This window comes from Micromonospora psammae, assembly GCF_036902725.1.
GTDB lineage: Bacteria > Actinomycetota > Actinomycetes > Mycobacteriales > Micromonosporaceae > Micromonospora.
Window position 1 is genome coordinate 455,164 of sequence record NZ_JBAKHM010000003.1, and the last position, 26,412, is coordinate 481,575.

22 protein-coding genes are annotated in these 26,412 nt (G+C 74.9%); 12 read left to right on the forward strand and 10 right to left on the reverse strand.

The window, feature by feature from the left end:
- Positions 1-29 precede the first annotated feature (29 nt).
- The 3 genes from V6U79_RS08375 (at position 30) to V6U79_RS08385 (ending at position 4,839) form a co-directional block, all read left to right on the forward strand.
- Complete coding sequence (locus V6U79_RS08375) at positions 30-1,871, forward strand: ABC transporter (protein ID WP_334614125.1); 1,842 nt, start codon at positions 30-32, stop codon at positions 1,869-1,871.
- A 17-nt stretch (positions 1,872-1,888) separates the two neighbouring features.
- Complete coding sequence (locus V6U79_RS08380; protein WP_334614173.1) at positions 1,889-3,550, forward strand: GTPase; 1,662 nt, start codon at positions 1,889-1,891, stop codon at positions 3,548-3,550.
- 68 nt (positions 3,551-3,618) lie between these two features.
- A complete protein-coding gene (locus V6U79_RS08385) occupies positions 3,619-4,839 on the forward strand; it encodes a hypothetical protein (protein ID WP_334614126.1) in 1,221 nt (406 codons plus the stop codon).
- On the opposite strand, the gene V6U79_RS08390 is transcribed toward V6U79_RS08385, so the two are convergent.
- Both V6U79_RS08390 and V6U79_RS08395 read right to left on the reverse strand, forming a co-directional pair.
- Positions 4,836-5,465, reverse strand: coding sequence for a phosphatase PAP2 family protein (locus tag V6U79_RS08390; RefSeq protein WP_334614127.1), 630 nt, complete (start codon positions 5,463-5,465; stop codon positions 4,836-4,838). The genes V6U79_RS08385 and V6U79_RS08390 overlap by 4 nt on opposite strands.
- 74 nt (positions 5,466-5,539) lie before the next feature.
- Positions 5,540-6,568 carry a hypothetical protein gene (locus V6U79_RS08395; protein ID WP_334614128.1) on the reverse strand — a complete coding sequence of 343 codons (1,029 nt, stop codon included), beginning with the start codon at positions 6,566-6,568 and terminating at the stop codon, positions 5,540-5,542.
- A 501-nt stretch (positions 6,569-7,069) separates the two neighbouring features.
- Between V6U79_RS08395 and pdhA the strand changes: the two genes are divergently transcribed.
- From pdhA to V6U79_RS08425, 6 genes are all read left to right on the forward strand, one after another.
- A complete protein-coding gene (gene pdhA / locus V6U79_RS08400; RefSeq protein ID WP_334614129.1) occupies positions 7,070-8,248 on the forward strand; it encodes a pyruvate dehydrogenase (acetyl-transferring) E1 component subunit alpha in 1,179 nt (392 codons plus the stop codon).
- Positions 8,248-9,237: an alpha-ketoacid dehydrogenase subunit beta gene (locus V6U79_RS08405; protein ID WP_334532349.1), complete on the forward strand. Its 990-nt coding sequence runs from the start codon at positions 8,248-8,250 to the stop codon at positions 9,235-9,237. Before pdhA ends, V6U79_RS08405 begins: the two co-directional genes overlap by 1 nt.
- A 5-nt stretch (positions 9,238-9,242) precedes the next feature.
- Positions 9,243-10,718 (forward strand): dihydrolipoamide acetyltransferase family protein, encoded by a 1,476-nt coding sequence (locus V6U79_RS08410; protein ID WP_334532361.1) that lies wholly within the window; start codon positions 9,243-9,245, stop codon positions 10,716-10,718.
- Positions 10,719-10,938: 220 nt separating this feature from the next.
- A complete protein-coding gene (locus tag V6U79_RS08415; protein WP_168222356.1) occupies positions 10,939-11,076 on the forward strand; it encodes a hypothetical protein in 138 nt (45 codons plus the stop codon).
- A 349-nt stretch (positions 11,077-11,425) separates the two neighbouring features.
- Entirely contained in the window at positions 11,426-14,443 is a 3,018-nt protein-coding gene (locus V6U79_RS08420; protein WP_334614131.1) for a hypothetical protein, read from the forward strand.
- A gap of 118 nt (positions 14,444-14,561) precedes the next feature.
- Positions 14,562-16,394 carry an NHL domain-containing thioredoxin family protein gene (locus V6U79_RS08425; RefSeq protein WP_334532336.1) on the forward strand — a complete coding sequence of 611 codons (1,833 nt, stop codon included), beginning with the start codon at positions 14,562-14,564 and terminating at the stop codon, positions 16,392-16,394.
- 464 nt (positions 16,395-16,858) lie between these two features.
- On the opposite strand, the gene V6U79_RS08430 is transcribed toward V6U79_RS08425, so the two are convergent.
- The 3 genes from V6U79_RS08430 to V6U79_RS08440 are packed head-to-tail and all read right to left on the reverse strand — an operon-like array spanning position 16,859 to position 19,048.
- On the reverse strand, positions 16,859-17,608 hold the full coding sequence (locus tag V6U79_RS08430; protein ID WP_334532333.1) for a LamB/YcsF family protein: 750 nt from the start codon (positions 17,606-17,608) through the stop codon (positions 16,859-16,861).
- Entirely contained in the window at positions 17,592-18,539 is a 948-nt protein-coding gene (locus tag V6U79_RS08435; RefSeq protein ID WP_442933378.1) for a 5-oxoprolinase subunit C family protein, read from the reverse strand. The genes V6U79_RS08430 and V6U79_RS08435 overlap by 17 nt, the downstream gene beginning before the upstream one ends.
- The gene (locus V6U79_RS08440; protein ID WP_334532327.1) at positions 18,437-19,048 is read right to left on the reverse strand and encodes a 5-oxoprolinase subunit B family protein; all 612 of its coding nucleotides are present in this window, start codon (positions 19,046-19,048) and stop codon (positions 18,437-18,439) included. Before V6U79_RS08440 ends, V6U79_RS08435 begins: the two co-directional genes overlap by 103 nt.
- Positions 19,049-19,146: 98 nt before the next feature.
- Here V6U79_RS08440 and trhA point away from each other — a divergent pair, with 98 nt between their 5' ends.
- Positions 19,147-19,824, forward strand: a complete 678-nt coding sequence (trhA, locus tag V6U79_RS08445) for a PAQR family membrane homeostasis protein TrhA (protein WP_334532324.1) — start codon at positions 19,147-19,149, stop codon at positions 19,822-19,824.
- Between the two features lie 65 nt (positions 19,825-19,889).
- Here trhA and V6U79_RS08450 read toward each other — a convergent pair whose 3' ends face one another.
- Positions 19,890-20,180 carry a DUF6458 family protein gene (locus V6U79_RS08450; RefSeq protein ID WP_334532321.1) on the reverse strand — a complete coding sequence of 97 codons (291 nt, stop codon included), beginning with the start codon at positions 20,178-20,180 and terminating at the stop codon, positions 19,890-19,892.
- Between the two features lie 117 nt (positions 20,181-20,297).
- Between V6U79_RS08450 and V6U79_RS08455 the strand changes: the two genes are divergently transcribed.
- Positions 20,298-20,834, forward strand: a complete 537-nt coding sequence (locus tag V6U79_RS08455) for a SixA phosphatase family protein (protein WP_334532318.1) — start codon at positions 20,298-20,300, stop codon at positions 20,832-20,834.
- Between the two features lie 129 nt (positions 20,835-20,963).
- Here the strand turns inward: V6U79_RS08455 and V6U79_RS08460 are convergent, their stop codons facing one another.
- The 4 genes from V6U79_RS08460 to V6U79_RS08475 form a co-directional block, all read right to left on the reverse strand.
- Positions 20,964-21,233, reverse strand: a complete 270-nt coding sequence (locus V6U79_RS08460) for a DUF6458 family protein (RefSeq protein ID WP_067300694.1) — start codon at positions 21,231-21,233, stop codon at positions 20,964-20,966.
- A gap of 568 nt (positions 21,234-21,801) precedes the next feature.
- On the reverse strand, positions 21,802-23,658 hold the full coding sequence (locus tag V6U79_RS08465) for an acyl-CoA dehydrogenase (protein WP_334532315.1): 1,857 nt from the start codon (positions 23,656-23,658) through the stop codon (positions 21,802-21,804).
- 143 nt (positions 23,659-23,801) lie between these two features.
- Complete coding sequence (locus tag V6U79_RS08470; RefSeq protein ID WP_334532312.1) at positions 23,802-24,929, reverse strand: PP2C family protein-serine/threonine phosphatase; 1,128 nt, start codon at positions 24,927-24,929, stop codon at positions 23,802-23,804.
- Between the two features lie 88 nt (positions 24,930-25,017).
- A complete protein-coding gene (locus tag V6U79_RS08475; RefSeq protein WP_334532309.1) occupies positions 25,018-25,656 on the reverse strand; it encodes a septal ring lytic transglycosylase RlpA family protein in 639 nt (212 codons plus the stop codon).
- A 184-nt stretch (positions 25,657-25,840) separates the two neighbouring features.
- Between V6U79_RS08475 and V6U79_RS08480 the strand changes: the two genes are divergently transcribed.
- On the forward strand, positions 25,841-26,404 hold the full coding sequence (locus tag V6U79_RS08480; protein WP_334532306.1) for a phosphoribosyltransferase: 564 nt from the start codon (positions 25,841-25,843) through the stop codon (positions 26,402-26,404).
- The last annotated feature ends 8 nt before the right edge of the window (positions 26,405-26,412 follow it).

The following is a 26,412-nucleotide window of genomic DNA, read 5'->3' on the forward strand; positions in this document are numbered from 1 at the left end:
CCCTTGCATCGGTCGGGCACGCTTTAGCGGTGACGACGAAAGGCGATCCCGCCACCCGGTCCGGCGCGCCCCCCGTCGCCGCCCGCACCGGGTCGTCCGACGCCGGCGAAGAGCCCGCCGGCACCGCCGCGGACGGCCTCCCCGCCGCGCTGACCGGCCTGCGGGCCGCGATCGGCGCGGCCCGGTTCCCGCTCGCCCTACCCTCGGCCGAGCCGGCCCGACGCACCGCCGCCGCGCTCACCGACCAGCTCGACGACTACCTGCTGCCCCGGCTCGCCCGGCTCGACGCGCCTCTGCTGGTGGTGGTCGGCGGCTCCACCGGCGCCGGCAAGTCGACCCTGGTCAACAGCCTGGTCCAGGCCCGGGTCAGCGCCGCCGGGGTGCTCCGCCCGACCACCCGCTCACCGGTGCTGGTCTGCAACCCCGCCGACGCCGCCTGGTTCCGCCAGGGCGACCTGCTGCCCGGGCTCACCCGCACCAGCGAGCCGAGCGAGGACCCGCGCGCCCTCCAACTGGTCACCGCGCCCGCGCTCCCGCCCGGGCTGGCCTTCCTGGACGCGCCCGACATCGACTCGGTGGTCGACGCCAACCGGGCCCTGGCCGGCCAGCTGCTCGCCGCCGCCGACCTCTGGCTCTTCGTCACCACCGCCGCCCGGTACGCCGACGCCGTCCCGTGGGAGCTGCTCCGCAGCGCCCGGTCGCGGGGCGCCGCCATCGCCATGGTGCTCGACCGGGTGCCGCCGGAGGCCGCCGACGAGATCGCCGCCCACCTCTCGGAGATGCTCGCCGCGCAGGACCTCGGCGCCGCTCCGCTCTTCGTCCTCCCCGAGACCTGGGTCGACGGGCAGGGTCTGCTGCCCGACAAGGTCACCGCGCCACTGAGCGCCTGGTTCGCCCGGCTCGCCGCGGACGCCGAGGCCCGGGCCGCCGTGGTGCGGCAGACCCTCGACGGCGCGCTCGCCTCGCTGCACCCCACGGTGGAGGCGCTGGCCGAGGCCGCCGACGAGCAGGTCACCGCCGCCGAGGCGCTCGACGAGCGGGTCCGGGCCGCGTACCGCGGCGCGCAGCGCACCGTCGAGGAGGGGTTGAAGGACGGCCGGCTGCTCCGCGGCGAGGTGCTCGCCCGCTGGCAGGAGTACGTCGGCACGGGCGAGTTCTTCCGCACCCTGGAGGCCCGGATCGGCCGGCTTCGCGACCGGGTCGTCGCCGCGGTCACCGGGCGGCCCGCCGCGCCCGCCGTGGAGCTGCGCAACGCCATCGAGTCCCAGCTGGTCACCCTGCTGCGCGGCGTCGCCTCCGAGGCCGCCGAGAACGCGTACGCCGGGTGGAAGGCGCACCCGGCCGGGGCGGCGCTGGTCGATCCGACCCTCGCCCACCCCTCCGACGACCTCTCCGAGCGGGCCGAACGGCTGGTCCGGGACTGGCAGCGCGGGGTGCTGGAGCTGGTCAAGGAGGAGGGCGGCGACCGGCGCTTCGTGGCCCGCACCGCCGCGTACGCGGTCAACGCCACCGGCCTCGCCGTCATGATCGCGGTCTTCGCCTCGACCGCGTTCATCCCCACCGGCCTGGAGGTGGCCACCGGGGCCGGCACCACCGTCGCCGCGCAGGCCGTGCTCCAGGCGATCTTCGGCGACCAGGCCGTGCGTACCCTCGCCGCCAAGGCCCGGGCCGACCTGCTGGACCGGATCCGGGCGCTGCTGGACGAGGAGGCGGCGCGCTACCTGAGCCGCACCGACGAGGCCCGGCCCGGCGCGGACGCCGGTGCCGAGCTACGCCGATCCGCCGGCCGGGTCGAGGTGGCCCGGCACCGCAGCGGGCTCGCCGACGGCGACGGCCCGGCGCTGGCCGGCCCGGGCGGTGAGCGCCGGTGACGGGCATCGTCGGTCGGATGCGCGAGGCGTTCCGGGGCGACCAGCGGGTCGACGCCGACGCCCTGGTGGCCCGCCTCGACGCGGTACGCCGCTTCCTGGACGCGGTGGACGGCGAGGTGCCGGACTCCCAGCTCGTCGGCGCGCACACCCTGGTCGAGCGGGCCGGCACCCGGCTGGCGCTCTCCCGCGACCACACCGTGGTGGCGCTCGCCGGGGCCACCGGCAGCGGCAAGTCCAGCCTGTTCAACGCCCTGGCCCGGCTGGAGCTCTCCCCGGTCGGGGTGCGCCGCCCCACCACCGGCGTCGCGCACGCCTGCGTCTGGGGGCCGCTGGACGGCGGCAACCGGCTGCTCGACTGGGTCGGCGTGCTGCCCCGGCACCGGTTCGTGCGGGAGAGCGCGCTCGACGGCGACGACGAGACGGCCCTGCACGGGCTGATCCTGCTCGACCTGCCCGACTTCGACTCGGTGCAGCGGTCCCACCGGCTGGAGGTGGACCGCCTGCTCGGCCTGGTCGACCTCGTGGTCTGGGTGGTCGACCCACAGAAGTACGCCGACCGGCTGATCCACACCAGCTACCTGCGGGAGTTCCACCGCCACCGGGACGTCACCCTGGTCGTGCTCAACCAGGCCGACCGGCTCCCCCCGGCGGAGGTGCCCCGGGTCCTGGCCGACCTGCGCCGGCTCCTCGACGCCGACGGGCTGGACGGGGTGCCGCTGCTGGCCACCACGGCGGTGCAGCCGACCGGCATGGACGGCCTCCGGGAGGCGCTGGAGCGTACGGTCGCCGAGCGTCAGGCGGCGCTGCGCCGGCTCGCCGGCGACGTGGACACGGTCGTGGACGACCTGGCCGAACTGGTCACCGCCGAGGTGCCCCGCGACCTGCCCGACGAGACCACGGTCCGGTCGCTGGACCGGGCCCTGGCCGGCGCGGCCGGGGTGCCGGCGGTGGCGGCGGCGGTGCAGGGGGCGTACCGGCACCGGGCCGGCGCGTCCACCGGCTGGCCGCTGGTGCGCGGCTGGCGCAAGCTCCGGCCGGACCCGCTGCGCCGGCTGCACCTGCCCGGGCCGTCCGGCGACGTCGACCGGCCCGAGGAGAGCCTGGTCGCCGCGACCTCGGTGCCCGACCCGACGGTCGCCCAGCGGTCCGCGGTGGGGCTGGCGATCCGCGCGGTCGCCGACCGCTCCGGCGCGGCGCTGCCGGCGCCCTGGCAGAGCGCGGTGACCACGGCCGCCCGGTCCCGCCTCAACGACCTGCCGGACGCGCTGGACCGCGCGGTCGCCGGCACCGACCTGGGCATGGACCGCCGGCCGCTCTGGTGGCGTCTCGTCGGCGGCCTGCAACGGCTGCTCACCCTCGCCGCGCTGGCGGGCCTGGGCTGGCTGCTGCTCGGTTACGCGCTGCGGGCGCTCGGCCTGCCCGCGCTGGACAACCCGCGCGTCGGCGAGGTGCCGCTGCCCACCCTGCTGCTCCTGGGCGGCCTGCTCGCCGGGCTGCTGGTGGCCGCGGTGACCCGGCCGGTGGTCCGCTGGGCGGCCCGCCGCGCCCGACAGCGGGCGGAGCAGCGGCTCACCACGGCGGTGGCCGAGGTGGGCGACGCGTACGTCCTCGAGCCGGTCCGGGTCGTGGTGGGCCGCTACGGGCGGGCCCGGGAGGCGTTGCGCGACGCCGCCCGGTGACCACCGCCCGGTGACGCCGCGCGTCGGCACGGTGTCCGGGCCCGCCCCGGGCGGCGTAGGGTCGGTCCATGGCCACGCCACAGACCCCCTACGACGCGGTGCTCCAGGCCGCCCGCGACGTGACCAGGCTGGACACCGCGCTCGACGCCGAGATGCTCGGCGCGGCGTTGCTGGGCAGCGTCTACGCGATCGCCGACACCGACCGTGAGACGGCGGTACGGGAGTTCGTCGCCGGCTTCCTGACCGCCACCGCGCGTCGCCGTACCGCCGCCGCGACCACCATCCGGTCGGTCTTCGCCGCGCTGGTGCCGGACGCCGAGGGCGCGGCGAAGGTCCGCCCGGGCACCCAGGCGCCGGCCTGGTCGGGCCAGCTCGGCCGGGTCCACCTCACCGGCACCTGGTCGTACGGCGACGTGTACGGCGACCAGACCTCCTACCTGGCCACCTTCGCCTACGAGGACGAAACGGTCGGCGGCCCCGAACACGCCCTGGTCGCGCTGGTCGACCACAACATCGGCATCACCAAGGACGTCTTCGTCGGCGGCCCGGCCGAGCGGATCCTGGAGCAGGTCCGGCAGATGTGCGGCGCCGACGACCTGACCTGGTTCCGGGAGGAGGATCCGGCCCGGATGCGCGGCGAGGTGCGCCGGCACCTGGCCATCACCGACGACCTGGGCGACCTGCCCGCCGAGGGTTCACTCGCCACGGACCGGGCCCTGGTCGGCGCCCGGCTGGCGGTGCTGCCGGGGGCGCCGGTCGACCTCCGGGAAGCCGAGCCGCTCGGCGTCGACGAGCGCACCGCGCTGGTCCGGGCCTTCCTGGCCTCGCCGGAGGCCGCGCGGGCCGGGCTGGACGGCCTGGCCGGCGACGCCGAGCTGGCCTCGCTGCACTTCTGCCTGGGCCTGCTCCTCGACCACGCGGCGACCTTCCCGGACGCGGACCCGCTGCGCTGGTCCCCGGCGGTCGCCGGGCTGTTCCTGCTCGACTGGGTGCACCGGCGCGCGGTGCTGGACATGGACGACGCGGCGATGCTGCCCCGGGTGCTGCGCGCCTGGGCGGCGTACGCCGGTCACCGGCGCGGGTTGCCGGAGCGGGCGGTGACGCAGACCGACGAGGCGATCGAGGAGCTGGTGCCCGAGTTCGCCCGGCTCTACAGCACCGGGGAGCGGCGCAGTCCGGCCACGGCCGCGGTGGCGCAGCTGATGGCCGACGGCGTCGACCCGGACGACCCGGCCGCGCTGGACGCCTGGATCGAGGCCAACCGCCAGCGCCTCGGCGACGACGGCTAGGCCAGGGCGCGGTAGACCACCCCGGTGATCAGGCCACCGACCACACCCCCCACGACCACCTGGGCGACGGTGTGGTCGCGCAGCCGGACCCGGGACCAGCCGACCAGGGCCAGCAGCGGCGCGGTGGCGAGCAGCCGGGAGCCGAAGGTGAGCACCAGCACGACCACCGTGCCGGCGGCCACCGCGGAGTGGATCGACATCTTCCACCAGTGGCTGACGCTCACCGCCACGACCAGGCCGACCACGCCGGCCGCGACCAGGGCCAGCACCGGTCGCGGCGCGCCGAGCGCCGCGAGCAGCGCCAGGCCGGCGGCGGCGGAGGTCAGCCCGAAGAGCAGGGGTACGCGCCGCTGCTCGCGTACCCCGACGTGGTGGTCGGTGAGCCGGCCACGTCGCACCCCGCCGACGATGTACGCGAACGGGATGCCGGTGGCGAAGAGGGTGGCGAGCAGCCCCCAGGCCAGCCCGTGGCCGCCGCCCGCGGCGTGCCAGCCGACCAGCACGGTCAGCACGCTGACCAGGATGGCGGGGGCGGTCAGCTCGGTGACCAGCCGGGCCAGCCGGGTCGCCGGGCCTCCGGGCGCCTGGGTGGGTGGAGGGTGCCCGTCGCCGACCCCGTCGCTCACGTCCAGCGCCCCGTCCCCGATCCCGTCCCGCCCTGCCCGGGCTGGTGCCGGCTGCGCTCCGGCGTGGCACCGGGTCAGCTGGCGTCGTTCGTCACCGTACCGTCCGGGCCGGTGGTGTGGGGGCCGGTCCGCGCCGGCCCGGCCGGGGGCTGCGGCGCCGGGCGTGGGGTGGTCGCCGGGCGGACCGCGGCGGACGGCGGGCGGACGGTCGCGGCGGGCGGGTCGACGCCGGCGGCCGGCGGGCGGACCGGCCGATGCGGTGTGTCGGCGCGGTGGCCGGGAGCGGTCCTGGGCGCAGCCCCGGCGCCCGGCCGGCCGGACCGCGCCCGGGTGGTCGCCGGTGCCGGGATCGCGGTGGCGCTCGGCCCAACGACGGGGCTCGCGGTGACGGTCACGGTGGGCGTCGGCGCGGCGGTGGGTCCGTCGGTCGGCTCACCGGGCGGGGCCGTGGCGGTGGCACTCGGCCCGACCGTCGGGGTCGGCTCACCGGTGGCGCTCGGTGCGGCGGTGGCGCTGGGCGTGGCGTCCGGGGGCGGTGCGGAAAGGGTCTCGGACGGCTCCACGGTGGGACTCCCGGTGGAATCCGGCGTCGGCGTGGGGGCCGGGGTCGGCCCGGGGGTCGGGGTCGGCGTCGGGGAAGCCCCGGGCGGGGACGGCGGACGGCGCGGCGCGGGGACCCAGGGCAGCAGCGGGGTTGGCGGCCGTCGGGCCGAGCCGCTGTCGGGGGCGGCGGGTGGCGCCGGCGCGGCGGCGGGCCCGAGCAGGTCCGGGGTGGCCGGGGCGGGGGCGGTCGGGGCGGGCCGGGGCAGCGCGGGCTGGCCGGTGGCCGGCACGGGGATCACCACCGGGCCGACGGAGGGGGTGGGCAGGAACGGGGTGCGGCCGTCCGGCAGGGCGCTGCTGCCGACGGTCGCCGAGCCGGTGCTGATCGCCGCGAGGATCGGCATCGACGCCGTGCCGGCGAGGAGCGCCACGGTGAACAGGTAGCCCCGGCCGGGACGCCCGGAGCCCGGGGCGCGGTGGACGCCGACGATCCTCCGGTAACCGCCGGCCCGGTGCCGGCCGAGCAGCGGAGCAGCGGGACCTTCACCGGACTCGGACACGCGCACTCCCTGTCGTCGACCACGGGTGGGGAAAGGCCGGAGCGGGCCGACCCTCCCAAACGGACAAAGGTCGCGAACCGCCCATCGGCTACCGGTCAGCTTGCCCCGGTGACGCTCAGTTCACCAGCCACCACAGCGTGTCGACACACAAATTGTCCGACGGCGCGGATCTTCCAAGCGACAAATGCGTTGATGCGTCGCGAAGCAGACGGAAGCCGGCCGGCGGGTAGGGCCATACTGTGGGCCCGCTCACCTCCTCTGCAATCATTCAGGCACGACGGCAACGCAGCCGCGACCTCCGCGCACCCCGCGGCAGGCGCGGTTGGGCGCCGGCGCTCCCGAACCGGGTTCGACCCATGGATCCGGCTCAGGCCGCGCGGCAACCCTCACCGGGGCTAGGCGCGGTCACCAGGAACCAGTCCGGCACCGGCCGGGCCGGCGCACGATTTGCGCGGACGGGCCACCGCCCGGCTCCGGCGCAGACACGACAGGGAGAGACGGATGGCAAAGGGCGACCCCGGGGTCACCAGCCGCGGCCGGCGGGCCGCACCCCGGTCCAAGCGCACCGCCGCGGCGGGCGAGCCGGAACTGGTACAGCTGCTCACCCCCACCGGTGAGCGGATCGAGAGCGCGACCGGCCCGGACGGGACCGAGTACCGCGTCGACTTCACCGACGACGAGTACCGCGGGCTCTACCGCGACCTCGTGCTGGTCCGCAAGCTCGACGCCGAGGCCACCGCGTTGCAGCGGCAGGGTGAGCTGGGCCTCTGGGCCAGCCTGCTCGGCCAGGAGGCGGCGCAGGTCGGCTCCGGCCGCGCGCTGCGCAGCCAGGACATGGCCTTCCCGACCTACCGGGAACACGGCGTCCTCTACTGCCGGGGCATCGACCCGATCATGCCGCTCGGCCTGTTCCGCGGCGTCGACCAGGGCGGCTGGGACCCGAACGAGTTCAAGTTCAACATGTACACGATCGTGATCGGGGCGCAGACCCTGCACGCGACCGGCTACGCCATGGGTGTCCACATGGACGGCCGGACCGGCACCGAGGACGGCGAGGCGGTGATCGCCTACTTCGGCGACGGCGCCACCAGCCAGGGCGACGTCAACGAGGCGTTCGTCTGGGCCAGCGTCTTCAACGCCCCGCTGGTCTTCTTCTGCCAGAACAACCAGTACGCCATCTCGGAGCCGCTGGAGCGGCAGACCCGCGTCCCGCTGTACCAGCGTGCCGGCGGCTTCGGCTTCCCCGGCGTCCGGGTGGACGGCAACGACGTGCTCGCCTCGTACGCGGTGACCCGGCACGCGCTGGACAACGCCCGGCTCGGCCAGGGCCCCAGCCTGATCGAGGCGTACACCTACCGGATGGGGGCGCACACCACCTCCGACGACCCGACCCGCTACCGGATCGCCAGCGAGGTCGAGGCCTGGCAGGCCAAGGACCCGATCGCCCGGATGAAGGCGTTCCTGGAGAAGCAGCAGATCGCCGACGCCGACTTCTTCGCCTCCGTCGACGAGCAGGCCCGCGCCGAGTCGGTGCATCTGCGCGAGCGGGTGCTGGAGATGCCCAACCCCGAGCCGGTGACGATGTTCGACCACGTCTACCCCAACGGGTCCCCCGAGCTCGACGAGCAGCGGGCGCAGTTCACGAAGTACATGGAGTCGTTCGAGGGGAGCGCCCACTGATGGCCACGGAGACGCTCACCCTCGGCAAGGCCCTCAACACCGGCCTGCGCAAGGCCCTGGAGAACGACCCGAAGGTCGTCATCATGGGCGAGGACGTCGGCAAGCTCGGCGGCGTCTTCCGGATCACCGACGGCCTCCAGAAGGACTTCGGCGACCAGCGGGTCATCGACACCCCGCTGGCCGAGTCCGGCATCATCGGCACCGCGGTCGGCCTGGCCATCCGCGGCTACCGCCCGGTCTGCGAGATCCAGTTCGACGGCTTCGTCTACCCCGCGTACGACCAGATCGTGTCGCAGGTGGCGAAGATGCACTACCGCTCGCAGGGCAAGGTCAGGATCCCGATGGTGATCCGGATCCCCTACGGCGGCGGCATCGGCGCGGTCGAGCACCACTCGGAGTCGCCCGAGGCGTACTTCGCCCACACCGCCGGCCTGAAGGTCGTCTCCTGCGCCACCCCGCAGGACGCGTACTCGATGATCCAGCAGGCGATCGCCTCGGACGACCCGATCGTCTTCCTGGAGCCGAAGCGCCGCTACTGGGAGAAGGGCCCGGTCGAGCTGGACGCCCCGCTGGACGCGGCGTACCCGCTGCACTCCGCCCGGGTCGTCCGGCCCGGCGCCGACGCCACCGTGCTGGCGTACGGGCCGATGGTGCGGACCTGCCTGGACGCGGCGACCGCCGCCGCCGAGGACGGCCGGGAGCTGGAGGTCATCGACCTGCGCACGCTCTCCCCGCTGGACCTGACCGCCGCGTACGAGTCGGTGAAGCGCACCGGCCGGTGCGTGGTCGTGCACGAGGCCCCGGGCAACCTGGGCCTGGGCTCGGAGATCGCGGCCCGGATCACCGAGGAGTGCTTCTACTCCCTGGAGTCCCCGGTGCTGCGGGTCACCGGCTTCGACACCCCCTACCCGGCCAGCCGGGTGGAGGAGGAGTACCTGCCCGACCTCGACCGGGTGCTCGACGCCGTCGACCGCACCTTCGGCTGGTGAGCGGCATGTCGCGGATCAAGGAGTTCAACCTGCCCGACCTGGGCGAGGGCCTGACCGAGGGCGAGATCCTCGCCTGGCTGGTCAAGGTGGGCGACGTCATCGAGCTGAACCAGCCGATCGTCGAGGTGGAGACGGCGAAGGCGGCCGTCGAGATCCCGGCGAAGTGGGCCGGCCAGGTCCGGGCGATCTTCCACCCGGAGGGCACCACGGTCGAGGTCGGCACGCCGATCATCTCGATCGACACCGACCCGGGCGCCGGCCCGGTCGAGGAGTCGACGACCGGCGCCCCCGCCTCCGCGCTGCCCACCCCGTCGGCGGCCTCGCTGGCCGCGGTCGAGGTGGCCCCGGCGGAGGGCGCGATCGAGCCGGGCCTGATCGGCGGTCCCGCCCCGGGCGGCCGTACCGCCGTGCTGGTCGGCTACGGCCCCCGCACCACGGCGGCCAAGCGCCGCCCGCGCAAGGGCGCCGTCCCGGCCCAGGCGTCCGCGCCGGCCGAGCCGGTCCAGGCCGCACCGGCTCCGGTGGCGCCCGCTCCGGTGGCCCCCGTGTCGCCGGCTCCGGCCGCCAACGGCAACGGGCGGGTCGGCGGGCTGGTGCTGGCCAAGCCGCCGGTGCGCAAGCTCGCCAAGGACCTCGGCGTCGACCTCGCCACGCTGACCGGCTCGGGCCCGCTGGGCTCGATCACCCGGGAGGACGTACAGCGGGCGGCGAGCGCGGCCCCGGCGGCGGCCGAGCCGCTGACGGTGACGACGCCGGCCAGGGCCGCCGCGAGCTTCGGCGCGGACCGCGAGCAGCGCATCCCGGTCAAGGGGGTACGCAAGCTCACCGCCGAGAACATGTCCCGCTCGGCGTTCACCGCCCCGCACGTCACGGAGTTCCTCACCGTCGACGTGACCCGGGCGATGAAGGCCCTGGACCGGCTCCGCACCCGGCGGGAGTGGCGCGACGTCCGGGTCTCGCCGCTGCTGCTGGTGGCCAAGGCGGTGCTGCTGGCCGCCAAGCGGTACCCGATGGTCAACTCGACCTGGGCCGGCGACGAGATCGTGGTCAAGGACTACGTCAACCTGGGCATCGCGGCGGCCACCGAGCGGGGCCTGATCGTGCCGAACATCAAGGACGCCGGCCGGCTCTCGCTGCGCGAGCTGGCGGACGCGATGACCGACCTGGTGCAGACGGCCAAGGCCGGGAAGACCTCCCCGGCGGACATGTCCGGCGGCACGCTGACGATCACCAACGTCGGGGTCTTCGGCGTCGACACCGGTACGCCGATCCTGCCCCCGGGCGAGTCGGCGATCCTGGCCTTCGGCGCGGTCCGCGAGATGCCGTGGGTGCACAAGGGCAAGGTCAAGCCGCGCCAGGTCACCACCCTGGGTCTCTCCTTCGACCACCGGATCATCGACGGTGAGCTCGGCTCGAAGTTCCTCCGCGACATCGGGGACTTCCTGGCCGACCCGGAGGCGGCGCTGCTCGCCTGGACCTGACGGTCCACGACACCAGGCCACGGCCGGTGTGCCACGGGTGAACGCCCGGCACACCGGCCGTGGCCGTTGGGCGAAGAAAACTTCGGCTATTGCCCTCGTTGACCTACGATCCTTAGGCGGGTGTCTCAGCTCACCTAATAATCGATGGAATTTGGCAGCCCGGTGCGCTTCAATGGACACATCAGGGGCTGACAACCGAATAGCCGGAGGAGAGACCACCATGAGCATGATCGAGCGAATCCGCACCCGCCGCGACGCCAACCGCCGTGCCCGCGCCATCGAGCACGCGCTGCGTTCCGCCAACTCGCCGGCCGTGCGCGAGGAGATCCTCGCGATCGCCCAGCGTCACATGAGCTGACGCCACCCCGACTTTCCTCACCTCCTCCAGATCGACGACCCGCCCGGGCCTCCCGGGCGGGTCGTCGGCGTTCCGGGCGGGCTGAGACCGGGATTCCACCTCGACCCGACGCCCGGTACGGTGGGGCACGGTCGCCACCCGTCGACCCGTGACGAGATCGAGCCGGATGAAAGCCGATCGACACCGTCCGGCGACGCGGAGTGACGGCCGGTGCTCCCCGGACGCCCCGCGCGGCCACCGGATACGGTGCGGGGAGCCCGCACGGCCGATCCGCCGGCGACAGCCGGCGACCCAGCCGACCGGAACCGGACGGCATCGGCGGCCGACATGTGATGGAGGAGGCGCAGCCATGACGTCCGAGGGCCCGCACCGCCCCGGCCAGGAGCCGGACCAGGTGCCGCCGGGCGCCGGTGGACCGACGCCGTACGGCGACCGACAGACGCAGGACAACGGGTACGGCACCCCCGCCAACCCGGACCTGGGATGGGCGCCACCACCCCCCGCCAACCGACCGAACCCGGCCTGGGCCACGGCGCAGGACCAGCCCCCCACCTGGGGAGCCGCGCAGGTGCCGCAACAGGGTGAGCCCGCGCAGCCGGGCCCGTGGAACCCGCAGGCCGCGCCCGCCCAGCCCGCCTGGGCCGCGCAGTCCGACCAGCCGGCCGCCGGCTGGGCCGGTGCCGGGCAGCCCGCCGGTCACGGCGAGCCCGCACAGCCCACCTGGACGCAGACCGGCCAGGCCACCCCGGCGTGGGCGCAGCCCGACGCCGGGGCCCGGGGCGCCGCCCGCGTGCCGCAGGCCGACGCCCCCGCGACCAACGGCTGGTCCACTCAGGACGATTCGCCCGCCCCGGGCGGCTGGAACCCCGCCGCGCAGCAGGAACAGCCGGCCGCCACCAACGGCTGGGGCTCCGCGCAGGACGACCCGGCCCGCTCCGGCGGCTGGCCCGCCCCGCCCCAGGACGACCCGGCCCGCAGCGGTGGCTGGCAGGCCGGCGGCGCCGGCCAGGAGCAGTCGGACGGAGGCTGGAACAACGCCGGCCAGAACCAGCCGGCCACCTCGGGCGGCTGGAACACCGCCGCCGCGCAGCAGGAGCCCAGCTCGGGTGGCTGGAACACCGCCGCCGCGCAGCAGGAGCCCAGCTCGGGTGGCTGGAACACCGCCGCCACGCAGCAGGAGCAGCAGGCCCCCGGTGGCTGGGGTGCCGCGCCGGTCCACCAGCAGGAGCAGCAGTCCGCCGACACCGGGCAGCAGGACGACCCGGCCCGCTCCGGCGGCTGGCCCACCCCTGCGGCGTCCCCGTCGGACGACGCACCGCGCTCCGCCGGCCGGGCCTCGGTGCCCGTACCGCAGCACGAGCCGGCCCCCGCTGCCTGGGCGCAGCCCGAGGCCGGCGCTCGCGGCGCGGCCCAGGTGCCGCAGCCCGACGCGGGCACGCCGAACGGCTGGTCCGGGACGGACGACGCCGCCCGTTCCGGTGGCTGGCCCGCCGAGCGGCCGACCCAGGACGACGCCGCCCACCAGGGTGGCTGGCCCCCGGCCGGCCAGCCGGACGAGCGGCAGCAGCAGCGCTGGGGCGCCCCGGAGGAGCCGGGGACCGCCCGCTGGGAGGCGCGCGAGGAGCAGCAGCCCGCCGACCGGTGGGGCAACCAGTCCAGCCGGGACGACCAGCCGCAGGGCCAGGAGTGGCCGGCCGCGCAGGAGCCGGCCGGGGCCGGGTCGTGGCATCCGGCCTCCGCGCCGCAGCAGGACGACCGGCCCGACGCCGGTGGGTGGACGCCGCCGGAGCAGCCCGCCCGGGCGAGCGCCTCGGTCTCGGTGCCCGACGGCGGCTCGCCCGCCTGGGCCACGGCCGCCGCGGACAACGCTCCGCAGTGGGCCGGCGCCGACCGTCCGGTGGTGCCGGACGCCGAGCCGTGGGCCGCCGAGGAGGTCTGGGGCCGCGCCGGGACGGACTCCGCGCAGCGGTCCGCCGGTGATGCCTGGGAGCCGCAGCGCGCCGAGGAGCCGCCCGCCTACCAGCCCGGCCCGGCCCCCGGCATCTCACCGGCCAACGCCGTGCCGCTGCCGCCGCAGGAGCAGCGCGTCCCGGGTGCCAGCCTGGCCGCCGCCCCGCCGGCCGACTACGTCCCGCCGGCCCAGTTCGGCGGCGCCGCGGAGCATCCGGCGAACGGCCGTGACGGTGGCGGATCACCGTCTGCGTACGAGTCGGAGCGCCCGGGCGCCCCGTCGGGTTGGAACCCGCCGGAGCAGCCGCAGTCCCCGGCGGGGCCGGTGGTGCCCGCGCCGCGTACCTCGCCGGAGTCCGAGGGCGCCGGCCGCGCTGCCGTACCGGCGGCCGACGGTGCGGAGGCCGGTCGGGCCTCGGCGAGCGCCTCGGTGCCGCTGGCCAGCCGGGTGATGCCCCCGACCGACCAGGCGCTGCGGCCGGGTGGCGCGCCCGCCCCGCAACCCCGGGTGTACGGCCGCCCGGCGCAGCCGGCGGACGAGCCGGTGGAGGAGCCGGCCGACCGCCGGCCGGAGCACGACCAGCGCTTCGACGGCCAGGACCGGAACGGCTTCGACGGCCAGGACCGGTACCCGTTCGACGAGCGGCCCGACGGCCCGCGCGGCTACGGCGGTGAGGCGCCCTCGTCGGCGCCGCCCATGTCGCCGGCCGCACCGCCGCCCTTCCCGGGCGCCATCCCGGCCTTCTCCGACCCGACCAACAACACCCGACCGATGAACGGGACCCGGCCGCACGGCCCGGCCGACCGGCCCGCCGAGCCCTTCGGGGCGCCCGGCAGCCCGGCCGCCGGCGACCCGGTCCCCGGGTACGGCCACCCGGCGCACGACCCGGCGCACGGTGGCGGCACTTCGGCGTTCCCGTCGGCCGGCCAGCCGTTCCCGCCCGCCGGGCCACCCTTCCCGCCTGCGGGGCAGCAGTTCCCGGAGCCCGGCGGGGCGCAGTCCGGCCCGGCAAGCTGGCCGCACGACCCGGATCCGGACCAGGGGCGCTTCGAGGCGTTCAAGCCGGAGGCGGAGCCGAAGACCGAGCAGCCGGCGCCGAAGGTGCGCAACGGTCGGGTGCTGGCGCTGGTGCTGATCGCGGCGGTGCTGATCCTGGCCGTGCCGCTCGGCCTGCTCAGCCTGCTCGGCAAGATCGGTGGGAACGACGAGCCGGCGCCGTTCAACCCGGCCGTCGGGTCCTGCGTCAAGCAGTCCGGCGGCTCGGCGTCCGCCGCGAACTGCGGCGAGCAGGGCGCGTTCACCGTGGTCTCGCGGGTCGCGGCCAAGGACAAGTGCGCCGACCCGGCCCAGCCGCACGTCGTGCTGCCGGGCAGCGGGGCCGACCGGGTGCTCTGCCTCAAGCCGGCCACCAAGTAACGATCCGACGACGGCGGGGCCACGGTGATCCGTGGCCCCGCCGTCGTCCGTCCGGGTGTGATCGGCCCCGCGTCGGGTCCTGACCGGGCGGCGGCACCTCGTCCGGCAGACTGGGGTCATGAGCGCACGAGTACGGGCCCCCGAGCTGCGCGGTCGGGGCTGGCTGAACACCGGTGAGCGGGAACTGAAGCTCGCCGACCTCCGCGGCAAGATCGTCCTGTTGGACTTCTGGACCTTCTGCTGCATCAACTGCCTGCACGTGCTCGACGAGCTCCGCCCGTTGGAGGAGAAGTACGGCGACGTGCTCGTCGTGGTGGGCGTGCACTCGCCGAAGTTCGAGCACGAGAAGGACCCGGACGCGCTGGCCGCCGCCGTCGAGCGGTACGGCGTGCACCACCCGGTGCTCGACGACCCCGAGCTGGACATGTGGCAGCAGTACGCGGCCAAGGCCTGGCCCACCCTGTCGGTGGTCGACCCGGAAGGCTACGTGGTGGCCACGATGGCCGGGGAGGGGCACGCCGAGGGGCTGGCCCGCCTCATCGACGACCTGATCGCCACCCATGAGGCGAAGGGCACCCTGCACCGGGGCGACGGCCCGTACGTGCCGCCCACGCAGCCGGAGACGGCGCTGCGCTTCCCCGGCAAGGCCGTGCTGCTCGACGGCGGCAACCTGCTGGTCTCGGACTCGGCCCGGCACTCGCTGGTGGAGCTGGCCCCGGACGGCGAGAAGGTGGTCCGCCGGATCGGCTCGGGCGAGCGGGGCCACGCCGACGGCCCGGCGGAGACGGCCACCTTCTCCGAGCCGCAGGGGCTCTGCCTGCTCCCCCCGCACGCCGCCGAGGTCGCCGGATACGACCTGGTCGTCGCCGACACCGTCAACCATCTGCTGCGCGGCGTGCGGTTGGCGACCGGCGAGGTGGTCACCGTGGCCGGCACCGGCCGGCAGTGGCGCTCCAGCGTCGACGACCACGCGCACGACGCCCGCTCGGTGGACCTCTCCTCCCCCTGGGACCTGGCCTGGTACGACGGCCGGGTGGTCGTCGCCATGGCGGGCATCCACCAGCTCTGGTGGTTCGACCCGATCAAGCGGACCGCCGGCATGTACGCCGGCACCACCGTGGAGGCGCTGCGCGACGGCCCGCTGCCCGACGTGTGGATGGCGCAGCCCTCCGGGCTCTCCGTCTCGGCCGACGGCACCCGGCTCTGGGTCGCCGACAGCGAGACCAGTGCCGTCCGGTTCGTGGAGGACGGGGTCATGGGCACCGCGGTCGGGCAGGGGCTCTTCGACTTCGGGCACGTGGACGGTCCAGCCGACCGGGCGTTGCTCCAGCACCCGCTCGGGGTGTGCGCGCTGCCCGACGGCTCGGTGCTGATCGCCGACACCTACAACGGCGCGGTACGCCGCTTCGACCCGGAGACCGGCCAGGTCGCCACGGTCGCCGACGGCCTGGCCGAGCCGAGCGACCTGGTGCTCACCGCCGACGGCGAGGTGCTGGTGGTCGAGTCGGCCGCGCACCGGCTGACCCGGCTGGCTCCCGGCGCGCTCTCCGCGGCCGGCGCGAACACCGTGGACGGCCCCCGGCACCGGTTGGAGCGCAAGCCGACCGACGTCGCGGCCGGTGAGCTGACCCTCGACGTGATCTTCACGCCGGCACCGGGGCAGAAGCTCGACGACACGTACGGCCCGTCCACCCGGCTGGTGGTCTCCGCCTCGCCGCCGGAGCTGCTGCTGGAGGGGGCCGGCACCACCACCGACCTCTCCCGGCGGCTGGTGATCGACGGCACGGTGGCCGAGGGCGTGCTCCAGGTGACCGCCCAGGCGGCCACCTGCGACGCGGACGTCGAGCACGCCGCCTGCCACCTGACCCGGCAGGACTGGGGCGTCCCGGTGCGGGTGACCGGCGGCGGCGCGACGCGGGTGCCGCTGGTGCTGCGCGGCCTGGACGCCTGAGGTCTCCGCCGGCGGGCCGGTCGGGCGGGGCCGGCCGCGGTGCGTGACGTCGGCCCTCGTGGCGGTGTTACCTCTGCCGTCCTTTGGAGCTGATGACGCGAACGACTCAGCTCGGTGCCCGGGCCGCGCCGAAGGGAGCGCCGATGGAACTCTGCGGCAGGCGTGGGTGCGACGCCGCCAGCTTGAGCAGCAGGCGTGGGTGCGGGCGCCACCAGCGAAGCGCACAGGCGTGGGCGCGGCGCGTCGCCAGTGGGCCGTGGTGCCGGGCGACGGGCCACCGCGTGCGGCAGCGTCGTGAGTCGTTCGCGACATCAGCTCCAAAGGCACCGCGAACGACATGCTGCCCGCACCGCGGCCGGGCCTCGGCGCACCCGGCCCCGGTCGGCGTCGGCGCGCCCCGGCCGGCGACCGCGGAAACCGGAACGGCCCGGACCGGTGCAGCGGAGGCGGCAGCACGATGACGCTCAGGCGAACGGCGTGGGCGTCACCCCGGCGTCGCGGAGCGCGGCCCGGACCAGCGCCGCCGAGGCGACCGCGCCCGGGGTGTCCCCGTGCAGGCAGATCGATTCGACCGGCAGGGGGATGACGGTGCCGTCGGTCGCGACGACGGTTCGCTCGGTGGCCATCCGGACGGCCCGGGCGGCCACCTCCTCCGGGTCGGTGACGAGCGCGCCGAGCGCGGTCCGGGGCACCAGCGAACCGTTGGGCAGGTAGCCCCGGTCGGCGAAGCCCTCGGCGACCACCCGCAGCCCGGCCCCGACGGCGAGCTGGGCCAGCTTGGAGGCGGGCGCGCAGAGGATCGGCAACTGGTCGTCGTATCCGCTGACCGCGGCGACCAGGGCGGCGGCCTGGGCCTCGTCGACGGCCGCCGCGTGGTAGAGCGCGCCGTGCGGCTTGAGGTAGCGGACCCGGGTGTGGAACAGCCGGCAGAACGCGTCCAGGGCGCCGAGCTGGTAGGTGACCTCGTCGCGCAGTTCGGTGAAGGCGTACGCGATGTGGCGGCGGCCGAAGCCGGCGAGGTCCCGGTAGCCGACCTGGGCGCCGATCGCGACCTGGCGTTCGGCGGCGGCGGCGCAGACCCGGCGCATGGTGGACGGGTCCCCGCCGTGGAAGCCGCAGGCGACGTTGGCCGAGGTGACCAGGTCCAGCAGCGCGTCGTCGTCGCCGAGCCGCCAGATCCCGAATCCCTCACCGAGGTCAGCGTTGAGGTCCATGGAACCTGACGGTAGTACCTGGGCGGGCCTGACCGAGTCCGCTCACGTCGTCCACCACCCCGATGACCGGGTACCCGCCGGTGGTGGGGTGGTCGGCCAGGAAGATCAAGGGCTGGCCGTCCGCCGGCACCTGCACCGCGCCGAGCACGACGCCCTCGCTGGGCAGCTCCCCGGCCACCGCGCGGGGCAGCGGCGCGCCGACCAGTCGCGCGCCCACCCGGTCACTCAACGGGCTCACCGTGTACGCCGTGCGAAGGAGCCGGTCCAGCGCGTCGGCGGTGAACCAGTCGTGCCGGGGGCCGGGCCGGAGGGTGAGCCGCAGCTCGCCGGGGAGCGGCGGGCCCGGGGTGACGTCGACCGGGGCGGGCGGGCCGGTGGGCGGGCCGAGCGGTAGCCGGTCGCCGTCGCGTACCGGGGGTGGACCGAGACCGGAGAGGGTGTCGGTGGCGCGGCTGCCGAGCACCGGCGCGACGGCGATCCCGCCGTCGACGGCGAGCCAGTTGCGCAGCCCGGCGCGGGGCGGGCCGATCCGCAGCACGGCCCCGGCCGGCACGGAGAGCGGGCGGCCCACGTCCCCGGGGCGCCGGTCGACGCGTACCTCCGCGTCGGCGCCGGTGACCGCGACCGTGGCCGCCCGGGTCAGCCGCAGCCGGCAGCCGGTCAGGGTGATCTCCAGGCCGGCCGCCGGCTCCGGGTTGCCGACGAGTCGGTTGGCCAGCGCCAGCGCCGCCGGGTCCAGCGCCCCCGACCGGGGTACGCCGAGATGCGCGTATCCGGGGCGGCCCAGGTCCTGCACGGTGGTGAGCGGCCCGGCCCGGAGCACCTCGATCACGTCGGCACCAGCCGGACCCGGGTGCCCGGGGTGAGTCGGGCCGGCGGGTCGGCCTGCACGTCGAACAGGGTCAGTCCGGTCCGCCCGACCAGCAGCCAGCCGCCGGGCGAGGCGGTGGGATAGATCCCGGCGTACTGCCCGGCCAGGGCGACCGACCCGGCCGGCACCCGGGGACGCGGGCTGCGCAGCCGGGGCACCGAGCACTCCGGCGGCAGCCCGGTCAGGTACGCGAACCCGGGCGCGAAGCCGCAGAACGCCACCCGGAACTCGGTGCGCCGCAGCCGCTCGACCACCCCGCCGACGGGGACGCCCCAGTGGGCGGCGACGACGGGCAGGTCCTCCCCGTCGTACACGGTGGGGACGTGGACCTCGTCGGCGGCGGCCGTGGTGGGGGCCGGTCGGGGTCGCCAGCCGGCGATCCGCGCGGCGGCGACCGCCGGGTCCGGCACCCCGTCGAGCAGGACGGTCGCGGCGGCCGGCACGATCTCGGTGGCGGTCAGCTCACCGATGGCGCGGCGGTGCCACAGCTCGGCCCGCCACGCCTCGACCTGGCCGGGGTCGTCGCAGTCGAGCAGCAGGGCGTGCCGCCCGACGGGTCGGATTCGCATGCCGCCATCCTTCCGGACCGATCCGTCGTCCGGGGGTGCCGGAGGCCGCGACGGGTGGCACTACTTGCAAGTAACCTACGGTGCCGTAACCTGGACGGGTGACCACCTCCGCACCGCTTCGGCTCAAGCCGGTCGACATCGGTAAACCCCGGATGCGCGGCTGGCTGCACACCTACGCGTTCTTCGTCGCGCTCGTCTGCGGCATCGTGCTCTGCGCGATCGCGGCCACCCGACCCGGTTGGGCGCCCCTGGTGAGCTGCCTGATCTACAGCGTGACCGTCTGCGGGCTCTTCGGCACCAGCGCGCTCTACCACCGGCGCGTCTGGTCCGAGCGCGGCTACCAGATCATGCGCCGGATGGACCACTCGATGATCTTCGTGTTCATCGCCGGCACGTACACGCCCTTCTGCCTCCTGCTGCTCGACCGCCGGATGGCCACCATCATGCTCAGCCTGGTCTGGGGCGGAGCGCTGGCCGGCGTGGCGCTGAAGCTGATCTGGCCGCACGCTCCCCGCTGGGTCTCCGCGCCGCTCTACCTGGCGCTCGGCTGGGTCTCGGTGGTGATGCTGCCGCAGATCCTGCACCGGGGCGGGGTGACCGCGCTCGCGCTGCTGGCGGCCGGCGGTGCGATCTACAGCGCCGGCGCGGTCTTCTACGCGCTGCGCAGGCCGAACCCCTGGCCCACCGTCTTCGGCCACCACGAGTTCTTCCACGCCTGCACCCTGGTCGCCGCGCTCTGCCACCACATCGCGATCTACTTCGCGCTCTTCGCCTGACCCCCGGGAACGACGCAGGGCCCCGCGCCGTTGCGAGGCCCTGCGCCGAGTCCGGAGTCGGTGGATCAGGCGGGGTAGCCCGGGCGGCGCACCTCGCGGTACTCCTCCCGCACCACCCGGTCGTCCTGCACCGGCACGACCCGGTCGGTCACCACGCGGTCCTGCTGGGCCGGGGCGGCGACGACGGTACGACGCCGGCTGTTCCAGAAGTAGAGGGTGGTCAGCAGCCCGGCGAGGCCGGCGAGCATCAACACCCAGCCGACGACGTTGAGGTTGAGCCATCCCAGGTTCGCGTCGATGGCGAACGCGAAGATCGCACCCAGCGCGATGAGGAAGATGCTGGCACCGATGCCCATGATGTCGCCTCCTTGGCTGTCAGCTGGCGTCTGCTACCCGCCGCGGCCGGTCGATGAGCGAGCGGCACACATCGACATACCCAGGCGCTTCGACCGCCAATCAGGCAAGCTGTCCTGATGACGGACGGCAGAGCCGAGGAACGGACACTGGTGCTGCTCCGGCACGCCAAGGCCGAACCGGGGGGCAGCGCCCCGGACACGGATCGTCGGTTGACCGCGCGCGGGCACGCCGACGCGGCCGCGGCCGGGGCCTGGCTGGCCCGGCACGTCCTGCTCCCGGACGTGGTGATCTGCTCCGCGGCCCGCCGGACCCGACAGACCTGGCACGGGGTGGCGCTGGGCATGACCGGATCCCCACCGGAAGGAGGTCCGGCGGGACCGGTGCCGGTGGTGCGCTTCGAGGCCACCGCGTACGAGGCCCAGCCGGAGGAGCTGCTGGGCCTGCTGCGGGCGGTCGACCCGGCGGTCGGCACCGTACTGCTCGTCGCCCACAACCCGGGCATCTCGCTGCTCTCGGCGCTGCTCGACCCGGAGCGGGCGGATCCGGACGGCCTGCGCACCACCGAGCTGGCCGTACACCGCTTCCGGGCCCCCTGGCCGGAGCTGACCCCGGGGGCCGCGCGCCTCACCACCCGCCACACCGCTCGCGGCTGACCCACGCTGAAAAGGCCTCCTGCGCAACGTCGGCGCGTTGCGCAGGAGGCCTTCGTGAACCCGGCCGGGTGACCACGGGTCTGGGGCGGCGGCGGTCCCGGGGCCGGGTGTCGGCGACCCCGGCCCGGGTCAGGAGGGCGGGGCGGTCGGCGGGGGCGGGTCGGGCGGCGGGGGCATCATCGCGGTCGGGTGGGAGAGTCGGTTCTCCTCCACGATCAGCGTGCGCGCCCGCTTGCGCCGGTCCTGCCAGAACCAGAGCGTGGTCAGCAGTACGGCCAGCCCGGCCAGGATGAAGACCCAACCGACCGCCCGCAGGTCGATCCACCAGACGTTGGCTCGGATGGCGAAGGTCATGATCGCGCCCAGCGCGATGAGAAAGATGCCGCTACCAATGCCCATGTGCGCTGCACTCCCCTGTGCGGTGGCCCTTGGGCGTGCTCTGACGTGGTCCCGACGGTTACCCGCCAACCGGCCCACCTACCAGCCCCCACCCCTCGAATCCCCGGCACGACTCCGGGGCTCCCGGCGGCGTACGGGTGGCTCTTGGTGGGTCTGATCGCTCGGGCTGCTCGGGCGGGTGATGCATGTGAGCGTGATACCTCAGAGGCATCTTGATACTTGCGAGGTATCGCGCTCATCGGGAAGCGGCTCCAGACGACAGCTCGGGCACCGCCACCCGCGACACCGCTCATGTCCGGACCTGCCTGCCGGTCGTCGGCCGGGCGGTCCCCGACGAGGTACCGCCGACCAGGGCACCACCGGCCACCGCCCGGGGTGCTCGCCTCGCGCCGCGCTTTGCGGCGTGTCGGGGCATCCGGCCGGTCGGACACCGCGACACGCCGCAAACAGTGGGCACGCCCGGCAGGTCGGCAAGAGCGGGTGGGTGCCATGACGGCGACGGCCGGCGAGCTTCGCGCTCGCCGGCCGTCGGGGTCGATGCCGTACCGGTCCGTTCACCCGGTAGGGCTCAGAAGGCCTCCTCCGGGAGGTCCATCAGGTCGAGGTCGGTGCCCTCGATGATCCGCCGGTCGGCGCCGAGGCGGGGCAGGACCTCGCGGGCGAAGAACCGGGCAGCGGCAACCTTGCCGGTGTAGAACGCCTTGTCGGCGGTGGAGACCTCGCCGGCCAGGGCGCGCAGCGCCACGTCGGCCTGCCGCTGGAGCAGCCAGCCGACGACCAGGTCGCCGACGGCCAGCAGGAACCGGCGGCTGGCCAGGCCGACCTTGTAGAGGGAGCGGGTGTCGCCGCCCTGCGCCTCACCGAGCCAGCCGGTCATCACCCCGAGCATGGTCTGGATCTCGGTGAGCGCCTTGCCGAGCGCCTGCCGCTCCTCCTTGAGCTGGCCGTTGCCGGCCTCGGAGGTGATGAACTCCTGGATCTCGGCGGCGACCGCCATCAGGGCCTTGCCGTTGTCCCGGACGATCTTGCGGAAGATCAGGTCCAGGCTCTGGATCGCGGTGGTGCCCTCGTACAGAGTGTCGATCTTGGCGTCGCGGACGTACTGCTCCAGCGGGTAGTCCTGGAGGAAGCCCGAGCCGCCGAAGGTCTGCAGCGACTCGTGACCGAGCAGTTCGTACGCCCGCTCCGAGCCGACGCCCTTGACCAGCGGGAGGAGCAGGTCGTTGACGCGCTTGGCCAGCTTGGTGGCCTTCTCGTCGCCGGCCGCCTCGGCGAGGGCGACCTTGTCCTGCCAGGAGGCGGTGTAGCAGACCAGCGCCCGCAGGCCCTCGGCGTACGACTTCTGCAGCATCAGCGAGCGACGCACGTCCGGGTGGTTGGTGATGGTCACCCGGGGCGCGGTCTTGTCGCTCATCTGGAGCAGGTCGGCGCCCTGCACCCGGTTCTTGGCGTACTCCAGGGCGTTGAGGTAGCCGGTGGAGAGGGTGGCGATGGCCTTGGTGCCGACCATCATCCGGGCGTACTCGATGATCATGAACATCTGCCGGATGCCGTCGTGCTTCTCGCCCAGCAGCCAACCCTTGGCCGGCACGCCGTGCTCGCCGAAGGTCACCTCGCAGGTGTTGGAGACCTTCAGGCCCATCTTGTGCTCGACGTTGGTGGCGTAGACGCCGTTGCGCTCGCCCAGCTCGCCGGTGTTCTCGTCGAAGTGGTACTTCGGCACCACGAAGAGCGACAGACCCTTGGTGCCCGGGCCGCCGACGCCCTCGACGCCGACCGGGCGGGCCAGCACGTAGTGGACGATGTTGTCGGTCAGGTCGTGCTCACCGGAGGTGATGAAGCGCTTCACGCCCTCGATGTGCCAGGAGCCGTCGGGCTGCTGGATCGCCCGGGTCCGACCGGCGCCCACGTCCGAGCCGGCGTCCGGCTCGGTGAGCACCATGGTGGAGCCCCACTGCTTGTCGATGAAGAGCCGCGCCCACTTCTTCTGCTGCTCGGTGCCCTCGACGTGCAGCACGTGCGCGAAGGACGGACCGGAGGCGTACATCCAGATGGGGGCGTTGGCACCCAGCACCAGCTCGGCCAGCGACCACCAGAGCGCGCGGGGGGCGTTGGTGCCGCCGAGGGCCTCGGGGAGGTCCAGCCGCCAGAACTCGGAGTCCATGAACGCCTGGTACGACTTCTTGAAGGACTCCGGCAGCGGCGCGGTGTGCGTCGCCGGGTCGAAGACCGGCGGGTTGCGGTCGCTGTCCGTGTAGCTGGCCGCGAGGTCCTCGCGGGCCAGGCGGTCGACCTCGGAGAGGAAGCTGCGGGCGGTGTCGACGTCCAGGTCCGAGTACGGCTCCTGGCCGAACGTCCGGTCCGCCCCGAAGACCTCGAACAGGTTGAACTCGAGGTCCCGAAGATTGCTCTTGTAGTGGGTCATGCTCGCTGGCCCCGCTTCCGGACAGGTGTTACCGATCAGTAACCCAGACTGTATTACTCGCCGGTAGCCAACGACAAGCCGATCCCGGAAGTGACGGCGATTACACACCTGCGGTTCAGGTGCCGATCGGCCCCACGACGGCGTCAGCCCTCCGCCGCGCCGACCTCCCAGCTGGGCACCGGCACCGTCGCGCCGCTGCGCGGACCGGTGTACTCCATCAGCACCAGCGCGATGTCGTCGTCGAGCCGGCCGTGCACCCACTCGACCAGCGCGGTCTCCAACGAGGCCAGACCGTCGCCGACCGTGCCGTGCCCGAGCAGCCGCCAGGCCCGGTCGGCGGTCGGGAAGAACTCCCCGTCCCGCCGCGCCTCACCGAGCCCGTCGGTGAAGAGCAGCAGCCGGTCGCCGGGCTCCAACCGCTCCACCCGGGGTCGGACCACCGGCATGAACCCGAGCGGCGGCGCGGGCGCGGGCGGCTCCAGCGGGATCACCGCGCCCCGGCGCAGCAGCAGCGGGGCGGGGTGGCCGCAGTTCACGATGGTCAGCGTGCCGCCCCGCTCCTCCACCAGCGCGGCGGTGACGAAGTCCTCGTCGCCGACGCTGCGGGCCACGGCCCGGTCCAGGTCGGCCACCACCGCGCGCAGATCGGTCCGCTCGTACGCGACGTGCCGGTACGACCCGAGCACGATGCTCGCCAGGCGCACCGCGTCCAGCCCCTTGCCGCGTACGTCACCGATGATCATGCGGACGCCGTACGGGGTGTCCATCGCCTCGTACAGGTCGCCGCCGATCTCCGCGGTGGCCGTCGAGGAGATGTAGCGGCCGGCGACGGCCAGGGTGCCCACCTGTGGACCGAGCGGCCGCAGCACCGCCTGCTGGGCGACCGACGCCAGCCGGGACAGCTCGCCGATCTCCCTGGTCTGGCGCTGCCGTACCGCCGCCACCCCCGCCGCGACGGCGGTGGCCAGGGCGAGCCCGAGCAGGTCGGCGGCGGTGGTCAGCGAGGTGGCCGGCTCGACCAGCGCCAGGCCGGCCGCCACCACCATCGCGACCAGGCCCACCCCGAGCACCGCCCGCCAGGCGGCGAACGCCGCGGCGAGGATCGGCGCAATGGTCATCAGCGCGAGGTGCTGGGATTCCCGGCCGTTGACCAGCTCGAACAGCGCGATGATCACGAGCAGGCCGAGGGCCGCGCCGACGCCGGCGCGGGATCCAGGGCTCAGCGGGCCGCGGCCCGTCTGGAAGGCATGCGTACGTACGTGGGACAGCATGCCTGATGAAGGGGGAGCGGTGAATGAACCTGACCCCTCGTCCGAGGGCGTTCTACCCGGCCGGATCGCATCGACGGACCGATCGCCGTCAGCCGAGCACCTCGTACCTGACGGTCAGCGCGCCCAGGTCGACCGAGGCGATCTTCTGGAACGCGGCCCGGGAGAGGTCGAGGCAGCGTCCGTCGATGAACGGGCCGCGGTCGTTGATCCGCACCGTCACCGCCCTGCCGTTGGCCGGGTTGGTGACCCGGACCCGGGTGTCGAACGGCAGCGTCTTGTGCGCGGCGGTCAGCTCGTCCGGGTCGAAGGTCTCACCGTTGGCGGTGAGCTGGCCCTCCGAGTAGAAGGACGCGCCGCAGGACCCGCTGTCGACCACGGTGCTCTTCGGGGCGGCCTTCTTCGTCGTCGCGGACGGCTTCGGCGCCGCGGTGCGGGCCCTGCTCCGGGAGGCGGCCTGGGACCGGCCGGTCCGCGGGCCGGCGGTGACGGTCGGCGACGGGCTGGCGCTCGGCGGGGCGCTGACGCTCGGGCTCGGGGAGGTGGTGGGCGCGTCGGGCGTAACGGCGCTCGGTACCGGTTCGGCGACGGCCGGGACCTGCGCCTCGCCGGAGGTCAGCTGGACCGCCCCCACCGTGCCGCCGACGGCGAGCGCCACGCCGACCGCGGCGGTGGCCGCGATGCCGGCCGGCGAGGAGAACATGCGGGTACGGGAGTGCCTGCCAGCCACCGGCCTGGTCCTTTCGTCACCTGAACAAACCGGGTCGGACCGTAACGAGAGAAGCACTTCCGAAGTCAACGTGATGATGATGGTATGCCCGGAATTGCAGTGGTACGTGTAGCCGATCAGCCGAGGGGGGGAGGGCCGATCGGGGGAGCATGACACCGGCGCTTCCCTCGGGCAGGATGGCCGGATGCCCGGTGAGCTGTGCGAACGTCTCGTCGAGCTGTTCCGCTGGGTCGATCCCGGACCGGGCAGCAGCCACCTGGTCAGCGACGTCTCCGGCTGGTGGCGCGACCCCGAGACGCTGGCCGCGCTCGGCCCGGCCCTCGTCGCACCCTTCCGGGACGCCCGACCGACCGTGGTGGTCTCCCCGGCCGTGACCGGGCTGATCCTCGGCCCGCTCGCCGCGACCACTCTCGGGGTGGGTTTCGTGCCGGCGCACAAGCCCAGCGACGGACGGCTGCCGGTCGGGCCGCTGACCTGGGCGCGGAGCGCACCGGACTTCCGCGGTCGCCAGGTCGACCTGGCCGTGGTGGACCGCCGGCTGGAGCCGGGCGACCGGGTGCTGGTGGTGGACGACTGGGTGGCCACCGGCGCGCAGCTCGGAGCGATCCGGGAGATCTGCGCGGCCCGGGGTGCCAGCTTCCTCGGCGTCGCCGCGATCGTGGTCGACTGCCCGCCCGACGTGGCGCGGGACCTGGGCGTCCACGGCCTGCTCGACGCGGACAGACTCACCGCCGGGATCGCGTCTTGACCTGAAGC